This is a genomic window from Prauserella cavernicola, from assembly GCF_016595675.1.
Lineage (GTDB): Bacteria > Actinomycetota > Actinomycetes > Mycobacteriales > Pseudonocardiaceae > Prauserella_A > Prauserella_A cavernicola.
In genome coordinates, this window is record NZ_JAENJH010000004.1 from 458,090 (window position 1) to 469,067 (window position 10,978).

At 70.5% G+C, this 10,978-nt stretch carries 1 protein-coding gene; it reads left to right on the plus strand.

What is annotated here, in order from left to right; genetic code table 11:
* Positions 1-388: 388 nt before the first annotated feature.
* The gene (locus JHE00_RS19900; protein WP_200320182.1) at positions 389-10,978 is read left to right on the plus strand and encodes a type I polyketide synthase; all 10,590 of its coding nucleotides are present in this window, start codon (positions 389-391) and stop codon (positions 10,976-10,978) included.

Below are 10,978 nucleotides of genomic sequence, written 5' to 3' on the forward strand. Positions count from 1 at the left end.
CAGGAATCATCTCTCCCGGGACGGTCGGCCTATTCTGAGCGGTCTTCTCCGGCTGCTGTCAACCTGATCCGGCTTTTTCATCGCGTGGTCACGAAGGGCAGAGAGTTTCCTGGGAATACCGCTTTCCATCTGGTATTAGCGGGCCGAGACGTGCAGTCAAACGTGCGAGGTGCGCAGAACCCGTTGGGGCAATTGAACGTGCCCGTCCGTTTCTTGCATGATCGTTGGGTGCCAACTAGGTTCGATCTCGCGGTCATGACATTGCGGCCAGGCCCGACGCCCGTTCGAAAAATGCTGAAATCGGACCCGACCTGACTCTCAAATGGTCGACGCGGACCGGGGATTGTGTCCGGTGTGGACCTCCAAGGCTTAAGGACGTTGATCTGGCATGTCTTCCTCGAGTGCAGGTTCGACAACTGGTTCTGGGGTCGCCGTCGAGCCCGTCGCGGTGGTGGGTCTGTCCTGCCGGTTCCCGAGTGCGGGCACACCGGAAGCATTCGCCGAGTTACTGGCCGCCGGCACCGACGCCCTCATCCCGGTGCCGCCGAACCGTTGGTGCGACAGCGATGGTGAGCCCGGCGCGGCCCGTGCCGGGTTCGTCGAGAACGTCGCCTCATTCGACGCCGAGCTCTTCGGCATCTCCCCGCGGGAAGCGGCGGCGATGGATCCGCAGCAGCGCTTCGCGCTCGAACTGAGCTGGGAGCTGCTGGAAAACGCTGGTATCACCCCAAACTCGCTCGCCCGGTCGCGCGCCGGGGTGTTCGTCGGTGCGATCGCGGACGACTACGCGAACCTGCGGCATCGGGCGGGCGTGGTCGACCACCACAGCCTCACCGGCAGTCACCGGAGCCTGATCGCCAACCGGATCTCCTATTTCTTCGGACTGCGCGGGCCGAGCATGGTGGTGGACTCCGGGCAGTCCTCGTCCCTGGTTGCGGTGCACCTGGCCTGTCAGAGCCTGCGTGCGGGGGAGTGCCGGGCCGCGCTCGCCGGCGGCGTGAACCTGAACCTGTCGGCCGAGACGACCGTCGCAGTGGACCGGTTCGGCGGCCTTTCGCCAGATGGCCGGTGCTTCACCTTCGACTCCCGCGCCAACGGTTACGCGCGCGGCGAGGGCGGGGGTTTCGTGCTGCTCAAGCCGTTGTCCGCGGCGCTGGCCGACGGTGACACGGTGCACGCGGTACTGCGCGGTAGCGCGATCAACAACGACGGCGGTGGAGACGGGCTGACCGCACCGGATCGAGCCGCGCAGCAGGAGGTGCTTCGGCTCGCCTACGAGGTAGCTGCGGTCGACCCGGCCGCCGTGCAGTACGTGGAGCTGCACGGCACCGGGACCGCGCTCGGTGACCCGGTGGAGGCCGCTGCCCTCGGCGCGGTGCTCGGCCGCGATCGCTCGCCGGACCGGCCGCTGCGGGTGGGTTCGGTCAAGACCAACATCGGCCACCTGGAGGGCGCGGCCGGGATCGCCGGCCTGCTCAAGGTCGTGCTCGCGATCCGGGACGGCCTGTTGCCCGTCAGCCTGAACTTCGCCGAGCCCAACCCCGCGATCGATTTCGACGCATGGCGGCTGCGGGTGCAGACCGAATCCTCGTCGTGGCCTGCCTCCGACACGCATCGACTGGCCGGGGTCTCGGCGTTCGGAATGGGCGGCACGAACGCCCACGTCGTGGTGGAACAGGCACCGCACCCGCGGCAGTCGGCGCCAGCCGAGGCACCGGCGCCGATCCACTGGTCGGGCGTGCTGCCCTGGCCGTTGTCGGCACAGTCCCGTGCCGCGCTCCGGAAGCACGCGGCACGGCTACACGAGCACGTCACCACCACGGAGTGCGACACCGCGGCCGTCGGCTGGACGCTGGCCACCACTCGGACGGCGTTGCCGCATCGCGCTGTGGTGCTGGCCGACGATGCCGAGTCCTTCCACACGGGAGTGCGGGCGCTGGCGGACGGCGACCCCGCCGCTCACGTCGTGGAAGGCACTGTCCCGCGCGACGTCGGGCACACCGTCTTCGTCTTCCCAGGCCAGGGTTCGCAGTGGATCGGGATGGCGAGCGAGCTTCTCGACACCGCACCGGTTTTCGCCGAGGCGGTGCGGGAGTGCGCGGACGCGCTGGCGGCGCACATCGAGTGGGATCTCGTCGCGGTGCTGCGCGGCGAGGCGGAGGTCTCGCTCGACCGGGTGGAGGTCGTGCAGCCCGCGTTGTGGGCGATGATGGTGTCGCTGGCCCGGCTCTGGCGGTCTGTCGGCGTCGAGCCGACGGCGGTCGTCGGGCATTCGCAGGGTGAGATCGCCGCGGCTTGCTTTTCCGGCGCGATGACGCTCGCGGACGGGGCCCGGCTGGTGGCGCTGCGCAGCCGGGTCATCGCCGAGAACCTGTCCGGGCACGGCGGGATGTTGTCCGTCGCCGCGGCGATCGAGGACGTCGAGCGGGAGCTCGCCGGGCATCCCGGTGTCGAGGTGGCGACGGTCAACGGTCCGGCGGCGACGGTGGTCGCGGGTGGCGTCGAAGAACTGGCGGCCTTCGGCGAAGCGTGTGCGAGCCAAGGGTTTCGCACCCGGACGATCGCGGTCGACTATGCCTCGCACTCAGCTCAGGTCGAACGCATCAGCTCTGCGCTGCACGAGATCGCGGCGCCGATCCGCTCCCGGCCGGGAGCCGTGCCGTTTTACTCCACGGTCACCGGTGACCTCCTCGACGCGACCGAGCTGAACGCGGACTACTGGTACCGCAATCTCCGCGAGCCGGTTCGCTTCCACGACACGGTGCGCCGGCTGGCGGCCGCCGCGCCGACGGCTTTCGTCGAGGTGAGCCCCCACCCGGTGCTGGTCACCTCGATCACCGAGGCCGGCCAGGCAGCACGGGTTCCGCTCAGCGCGACAGCGACGCTGCGCCGGGAGGACGGTGGCCCGCGGAGGTTCCTCACCTCGGTCGCCGAGGCGTGGCTCTGTGGTGCCGAACCGGACTGGACGGCGGTTTTCGCCGGACACCAGCGTGGGCGGGTCGCGCTGCCGACCTACCCGTTCGAGCAGCGAGAACACTGGTTCGGCCACAGTCAGCACCGTTCGGTCCCCGTGTCCGGTCAGGCCCAGGAGCCGCCCGCGGAGCAGGAACCGGCGGGGTCGGCCGCGATCGACACCACCCGCGTGGTGCGCGCGCAGGCCGCCGCGGTACTCGGCCACGGGTCCGGCGGTGAGCTGGACGTTTCCCGCACGTTCAAGGACCTCGGCTTCGACTCGATCATGCTCGGCGAGCTGTGCGGGCGGATCAACACCGCGCTCGGTACGAGCCTGACCGTTTCGGCGCTGTTCGACCATCCGACGCTGGAAGCTCTCACGGCGCATCTGGAGCCGGGGCAGCCGCAGGCCGTTGCCACGACCGGGCCTTCCGTCTCGACCGAGGAACCGATAGCCGTCGTCGCGATGGCGTGCCGGTTGCCCGGCGGGGTCGAGTCCCCGGAGGACCTGTGGCGGCTGCTGGCGAACGGCGAAGATGCGATCACGCCGTTTCCCACCGATCGGGGCTGGGACCTCGACCGGCTCCACCGCGCATCGGGTCCGGGCGGCGTCGAGACCGACGGCGGGGGTTTCCTGGCCGAGGCCGCGGATTTCGACGCCGGATTCTTCGGGTTGTCCCCGCGCGAGGCGCTCGGCATGGATCCGCAGCAGCGGTTGCTGCTCGAAGTGTCCTGGGAAGCGTTCGAACGTGCCGGAATGGACCCGACAGCCCTTCGCGGCACGGACACCGGGGTCTTCGTCGGCACGATGGACCAGGAGTACGGCCCTCGGCTGCACGAGGCACCGGCCGAGCTGGACGGGTTCCTGCTGACCGGTAAGACGACCAGCGTCGCGTCCGGCCGGATCGCCTACCTGCTGGGCCTCACCGGTCCCGCGATCACTCTCGACACCGCGTGCTCGTCCTCACTGGTGGCGTTGCACCTCGCGATCAACTCATTGCGACGCGGGGAAACCTCACTGGCGCTGGCCGGTGGGGTCACGGTGCTCGCCACCCCGGGCATCTTCACCGAGTTCAGCACTCAGGGAGGCCTCGCGCGCGACGGCCGGTGCAAGGCGTTTGCCGCGGCCGCCGACGGCACCGGCATGGCCGAGGGAGCTGGAATGCTTGTGCTGCAACGTCTTTCCGACGCCCAGCGGCAAGGTCGCACGGTGCTGGGGGTGCTCCGCGGCTCGGCGGTCAACTCCGACGGGGCGTCCAACGGCCTCACCGCCCCGAGCGGCGCGGCGCAACAGCGGGTCATCCGTGCCGCGTTGGCGGACGCGGGCCTTGGCCAATCCGATGTGGACGTTGTCGAAGCGCACGGGACCGGCACCGCGCTCGGTGACCCGATCGAGGCGGAGGCGCTGCTGGCGACCTACGGCCGGGACCGGGACCGGCCGTTGCTGCTGGGTTCCTTGAAGTCGAACATCGGCCATACCCAGGCTGCCGCGGGAGTGGCCGGGATCATCAAGATGGTGCTGGCGCTCGATCGCGGCAAGGTGCCCGCGACCCTGCACGTGGACGAACCCAGCACCCGGGTCGACTGGGCGACCGGTGCGGTGGAACTGGTCACCTCGCCGGCCGATTGGCCGGCGGTGGACCGGCCGCGGCGCGGCGGTGTCTCGTCCTTCGGCATCAGCGGCACGAACGCACACGTCGTACTGGAACAGGCGCCTGCAGGGCCGCCCGCTCCGGCCGCGGATGCGGCGAATCCCCTCGCGGGGGCAGTGGTTCCGTGGGTCGTCTCGGGTCGATCGGCGGCAGGACTGCGGGCACAGGCGCATCGGCTCGCCGAGTTCGCCCCGGGCAGCGGCGATCCCGTGTCGGTGGGCCTGTCACTGGCGACCGGGCGGGCCGCGTTCGAGCACCGCGCCGTGGTGCTGGCGAGCGACCGGGCGCAGTTCGCCGCGGGCATGGCCGCGGTGGCGGCCGGCGGCGCGGGCGATGGCGTCGTGGCGGGCGAGGTCCTCCGGCGGGGTTCCGGGCGGGTGGTGTTCGTCTTCCCAGGGCAGGGTTCTCAGTGGGTGGGGATGGGCCGGGATCTTCTCGACTCGTCTCCGGTTTTCGCGCGATCGATGGCTGAGTGCGAGGAGGCGTTGGCACCGTTCGTGGACTGGTCGCTGACCGCGGTGCTCCGTGCGGATGCCGTTCTGGAGCGGGTGGATGTGGTCCAGCCGGTGCTGTGGGCGGTGATGGTGTCGCTGGCGGCGTGGTGGGAGTCGGCCGGGGTGACTCCGGCCGCGGTGGTGGGCCACTCACAGGGCGAGATCGCCGCGGCGTGTGTGTCGGGTGTGTTGTCGCTCGAGGACGGTGCGCGGTTGGTGGCGTTGCGGAGTCAGGTGATCGCCCGCGACCTGGCGGGTGACGGTGGCATGCTCTCCCTTGCCACCGGCACCGAGCACGTACTCGGGTTCTCCTCGTTCGGCGAGGACGCCGCGATCGCCGCGATCAACAGTCCGCGGTCCACGGTCGTCGCGGGTACCGCGGAAGCCCTGTCCGCGATCGAGGCCGAAGCGGTGGCGCTCGGGGTGCGAGCCCGCCGCATCCCCGTGGACTACGCCTCGCACAGCGCCCACGTCGATCGGATCCGGCCCGACTTGCTAGAGCGCATCGGAAAGGTCGAACCGCGTGAGGGCACGGTTCCGCTGTTCTCGACCACCGTTGCCGACTGGGTCGCCGGCCCGGACCTGGACGCCGAGTACTGGTACCGGAACCTGCGCGAACCGGTGCGGTTCCAGGACGCGATTCGCGCGCTGCTGGCCGATCACCTCTTCGTCGAGGTCAGCGCGCACCCGGTGCTGGTGAGCGCCATCGAGGAGATCGGGCACGCGGACGGCGTCCCGGCGACCGCGATCGGCACACTGCGGCGGGACGACGGCGGCACCGATCGGTTGCTGACCTCCCTGTCGGAACTGTGGGTGCACGGGGTGATGCCGGACTGGCATGCGGTCTTCGGCAGAGGCGTCACCGCCTCGGCGAACGTGCCCACGACCGCGTTTGTACGGGACCGGTATTGGCTGGCGTCAACGGGATCCGGCAGCGAGGTCCGGGTCGAGCTGCCTGCGATGCGGACCCGGGAGGTCACCGATGGGTTCACCGAACGAATCTCCGCCGCGGCCGACGACGCGCAGCGAACCCGGGCCGTGCTGGCCGAGATCCGCGCGCACGCGGCCGCGGTGCTCGGGTGGGACTCCGCCGACAAGCTCGAGGCGGACCGCACCTTCCGCGACCTCGGCTTCGATTCGCTCACCGGCGTGCAGCTGAGCAAGAGACTCTCGGCCGCCACCGGACAGCGACTGTCCCCGACCGCCGTGTTCGATCATCCGACACCCCAGGCGATGGCCGAGCAGCTGAGCGATCTGACGCTCGGTGCGGCCGCCCTCGACACCGACACCGCGGCGTGCACCGATGAGCCACTGGCCATCGTGGCGACCGGATGCAGGTTCCCCGGCGGTGTCCGATCACCGGAAGAACTGTGGGAGCTGCTGCTCTCCGGCCGTGACGCCATCGAAGGGTTCCCGGCCGATCGCGGCTGGAATCTGGAGGAGCTCGGCCATCCCGACCGGACCCGGCCCGGCGCGAGCTCCGTGGACCGAGGTGGTTTCCTGCGCGACGCGGCGGGGTTCGACCCCGGGTTCTTCGGGATCTCGCCCAGGGAAGCGCTGGCGATGGACCCGCAGCAACGCCATCTCCTCGAGGTCTCCTGGGAGACGATCGAGCGTGCCGGCGTCGATCCGCGAAGCCTGCGCGGCAGCCGCACCGGGGTGTTCGTCGGCCTCGTCCCGCACGGGTACGACACGGTGGCGGCCGCTGAACCGAACACGTCGGGATATGTGTTCACCGGGGCCGCCGGCAGCGTGGCTTCCGGGCGGATCGCCTACACGCTGGGCTTGACCGGCCCCGCGGTCACCGTGGACACGGCGTGCTCCTCGTCGCTGGTGGCGCTGCATCTCGCCATGCAGGCACTCCGGGCGGGCGAGTGTTCGCTGGCGCTGGCCGGGGGCGCCACGGTCATGTCGACCCCGAATGTGTTCGTGGAGTTCAGCCATCAGGGCGCGCTCGCCCCGGACGGCCGGTGCAAGCCGTTCGCCGCGGCGGCCGACGGCACCGCCTGGTCAGAAGGTGTCGGTGTGCTGATGCTGGAACGGCTCTCCGACGCGCGGCGCAACGGGCACGACGTGCTCGCGATCGTGCGTGGATCGGCGGTCAACCAGGACGGCGCTTCGAACGGGCTGACCGCGCCGAACGGTCCTTCGCAGCAGCGGGTGATCCGGCAGGCGCTCGCGAACGCCCGGCTGCGGCCGCAGGACGTCGAGGTCGTGGAAGCCCACGGGACCGGCACCAGCCTCGGCGATCCGATCGAGGCGCAGGCGCTGCTGACGACCTACGGCCTCGACCGCGCGCAGCCGTTGTTGGTCGGATCGCTTAAATCGGTGCTGGGGCACGCCTCCGCGGCGGCAGGCGTCGCCGGTGTCATCAAGATGGTGGAGGCGCTGCGCCACGGCGTGGTGCCCGCCACCCTGCACGTGGACGAGCCGAGCCCGTTCGTGGACTGGAGTGCGGGAAAGGTCGATGTCGTCACGGAAAACCAGCCGTGGCCGGAGTCGGCCGCGCCGCGCCGTGCCGCCGTGTCGGCGTTCGGCGTGAGCGGCACCAACGCCCACGTCATTCTCGAACAAGCCGTCGAGCCCGCCGAGCCGGTGGTCGCGGACGCCCCGGTCGGCGCGATGCCCTGGATGTTGTCGGCGAGCTCCCCGGCCGCACTGACCGCCCAGGCCGGCCGGCTGCACGCGTTCACCGACACCGTGTGCGATCCCGCGTCGGTGGGGTGGTCGCTGGCGACCGGGCGGGCCGGGCTCGCGCACCGCGCCGTCGTGATCGCGGACGAGCTCAGCGGCTACCGCGAGGGACTCGCCGCGGTGGCGGGTGTCGGCGTGAGTAAGGGCGTCGTGGCGGGTGAGGTGCTGGGGCGGGGTTCCGGGCGGGTGGTGTTCGTCTTTCCGGGGCAGGGCTCCCAGTGGGCGGGCATGGCTTCGAGTTTGCTGGAGAGTTCTGCGGTTTTCGGTGAGGCGTTCGATCGGTGTGCCGCGGCGTTGGCACCGTTCGTGGACTGGGACGTGCGGGGCGCGCTGTCGGACGAGGTGTCGCTGGAGCGGGTGGATGTGGTGCAGCCGATCCTGTGGGCAGTGATGCTGTCGCTGGCCGAGACGTGGCGTTCGGTGGGCGTGGTTCCCGATGTGGTGGTGGGGCATTCGCAGGGCGAGATCGCCGCGGCGTGTGTGTCGGGTGTGTTGTCGCTCGAGGACGGTGCGCGGTTGGTGGCGTTGCGGAGTCAGGTGATCGCGCGCCACTTGGCGGGTGATGGTGGCATGCTCTCGCTCGCCGCGGGCAGTTGCGTGGCCGACGAGCTGGTGTCCCGGCACGACAACGTGTGGATCGCGACCCTCAACGGGCCCGAGTCGACAGTGCTCGCCGGCGAGCTGGCCGCGCTGGAGGAAATCCATGCGGAGGCGGAGAAACGAGGACTGCGGCCGCGTCGGATCCCGGTCGACTACGCGTCGCACACCCCGCACGTCGAGCCGCTGCGTGACCGTCTGCTCGACCTCGCCGCGCCGATTTCCGCGCGCCCCGGTCACGTTCCGTTCTATTCGACGGTGACCGCCTGCCGCGTCGGCGGTACCGAACTGGACGCTTCGTACTGGTACCGCAACCTCAGGGAGACGGTGCGGTTCGAGGAGACGATCGAGAAGCTGATTGTGGAGGGGGACACGGCTTTCCTCGAGGTCAGCCCGCATCCTGTGCTGACTCCGGCGGTCCACGACATCGCCAGGCAACAGGAGGCCGACATCGTCGCGACCGGCACGCTGCGGCGCGGAGAGGGCGGTACTGACCGCATGCTCAGGTCACTGGCGGAGTTGTGGGTGCGCGGCGTCGAGCCCGACTGGGATCGGGTGTTCGCCGGCACAGGGGCGCGGCGGGTTCTGTTGCCCACCTACGCGTTTCAGCACTCGCGTTTCTGGCCGCGGTCCTCCGGCGAGAAGACCGGGCCGGAGCAGGGCGATCCGTACGCGGAGTTCTGGCGCCTTGTGGAACGACAGGACCTGGAAGCAATCGCGCGGATGCTCCGTGTCGAAGGCGGGGCCGGGTTCGGTGAGGTTGTCGACGCGCTGGCCGGCTGGCGCCGGGACAGCGTGGCGGGTGCGGAAATGGACCGCTTGCGGTACCGGGTCGGCTGGGAGCACCTGACGTCCGGGAGCCCGGCGGTCCTGCCGCCGAACTGGGTGGTGGTCACCGACGACGCACGGGAACGTGCCGCGCTCGCCGACGACCTCGCCGGGGCGTTGCGTGCTCGTGGTGCCGTGGTCGAGACCGTGCTGGCCGACGACCCGGATATCGGCGAACGTGTGGCCCGGTACGGCGAGATCGACGGAATCGTGTCCGTGCTGGCGCTGGGCGCAGCGGTCCGTCCGGACGCCGAAGAAGTCCACCGCACGCTGCGGCTGGTGCGAACCGCCTCGGCACCTGTCTGGTGCCTGACCCAGGGGGCCGTCTCGACCGACCCCCTTGACGCGGTGTCCGCTCCGGCTCAGGCACTGATCTGGGGGCTCGGCCGCGTCGCGGCGCAGGAGTTCCCGGAGCACTGGGGCGGCCTCGTGGACCTTCCGTCCGAGGTGGACGCCCGAGTGCTGGAGCAGCTCTGCGAGGTGCTCGCGCAGCGGGACGAGGACCAGGTCGCGATCCGGCCGGGGGGTGCCCTCGGCCGGCGGTTGTTCCGGGCCGGTTTCCGGCGGGAGCCCGACAGGAACGGGTGGGACCCGGGATCCGGCACGATCCTGATCACGGGCGGCACCGGCGCGCTCGGCAGCCAGGTCGCGCGCAGGCTGGCCCGCCGCGGCACGCACCACCTGGTTCTGGCCAGCAGGCGTGGCGCGAATGCCGCCGGCGCGGCCGAACTCGAGGCCGAGCTGACCACGCTGGGCGCCCGGGTGACGATCGTGGCGTGCGACCTCGCCGATCCCGAGGCGCTCGCCGGGCTCGTCGCCGAACACCCGCCGAGCGCCGTGTTCCACACCGCGGCCGTCCTGGACGACGGCGCGCTCGACGGTCTCACCGCGGAGCAGATCGACCGCGTTCTGCGCGTCAAGGCCGATGTGGCGCTGCGGTTGCACGAACTGACCTGTGACCGGGAGTTGTCGGCGTTCGTCCTGTTCTCCTCGCTGTCCGGGACGATCGGTCTGGCTGGTCAGGGAAACTACGCACCGGGCAACGCCTACCTCGACGCCTTGGCGCACCACCGCCGCAGCCTCGGCCTGCCGGCGATCTCCTTGGCCTGGGGCAGCTGGGCACAGGGCGGTATGGCCGAGTCCGAGGCGGTCGTCGCGACCCAGCTGCGGCACGGAGTTCCCCTGCTGGAACCGGAATCCGCGCTTGACGCGATGGAAATCGCGCTGGCGCACGACGACCCCGACATCGTGATCGCCGATGTCGACTGGGCCCGGTTCAGTCACGCCTACACCGCGCTGCGGTCCAGCACGTTGCTGGAGTACATCGCCGAGGCCGCCATGGAGCACAAGGAGCCGAGCGACCGGGCAGGGTCTGCCGCACTGGCCGAAGAGCTGGCCGGGCTCAAACCCGCCGAGCGATCCCGAAAACTTCTCGACACCGTTCGCGGGGAGGTCGCCGCGGTGCTCGGGCACAACTCGGCCGAAGCGATCGGTACCCGGCGGCCGTTCCTGGAGCTCGGGCTCGATTCGGTGACCGCGGTCGATCTGCGCAACCGGCTCGACCGCGCCACTGGCCTGCGGCTGCCTGCCACCGTGGTATTCGATCAGCCGGACGCCGTGGAGCTGGCCGCCTACCTAGAGGACCAACTGACACTGCGGGAGGATTCGCCCGCAGCTGAGCCCCCGGTCACCGCGTTGCTCGAATCGTCGAGCAACGACGAGCTCTTTGAGTTCATCGAGAAGGAATTCGGAATCTCCTGA

What these genes read in the sequence shown, in the direction of transcription:
- JHE00_RS19900 (WP_200320182.1), top strand. Translation starts at nt 389, where the DNA reads ATGTCTTCCTCGAGTGCAGGTTCGACAACTGGTTCTGGGGTCGCCGTC.